General features: G+C 59.8%; 1 pseudogene. It reads right to left on the bottom strand.

The window, feature by feature from the left end:
• Nucleotides 1–370: pseudogene (locus DBR23_RS30720) on the bottom strand (glutathione-dependent disulfide-bond oxidoreductase); the annotation flags it as partial.
• Nucleotides 371–505 lie beyond the last annotated feature (135 nt).

Here is a 505-nt window from a genome sequence, read left to right as displayed (position 1 = left end):
GGATGGCGCCGGACTCGAACACCCGCACCGGGTTGGCAGGGTCGGTACGGTCCAGCAGCGCTGGGATCTTGGAATTAGGGTTCACAGACACGAAGCCGCTGCCAAACTGCTCACCCTCGTTGATCCGAATCAGCCACGCGTCGTACTCCGCCCCGCTGTGGCCCAGCGCCAGCAACTCTTCCAGCATCACCGTCACCTTCACACCATTGGGCGTGCCCAGCGAATACAGCTGCAGCGGGTGACGGCCTACGGGCAACTCTTTGTCGTACGTAGCCCCGGCAACAGGCCGGTTGATGCTGGCGAACTGGCCGCCATTTTCTTTGTTCCATTGCCAGATGGCGGGCGGGGTGTAGGGGGTCTCGGTGGACATTCTTGTGCTCCAAGCAAAGAAAAAAAGCTGTCGGGATCGCTAGGGAAATCCTGCAAAACCTCCCCCGATGTTTGGTAGTTGTCAGCCGGCCGTGGCATGCTTATCGGCCATGAAACAAAGCAGCCTTGGTCTGGA

The organism is Acidovorax sp. HMWF018 (assembly GCF_003061035.1).
Lineage (GTDB): Bacteria > Pseudomonadota > Gammaproteobacteria > Burkholderiales > Burkholderiaceae_C > Acidovorax > Acidovorax delafieldii.
This window is presented reverse-complemented; position numbering and strand designations above follow the sequence as displayed.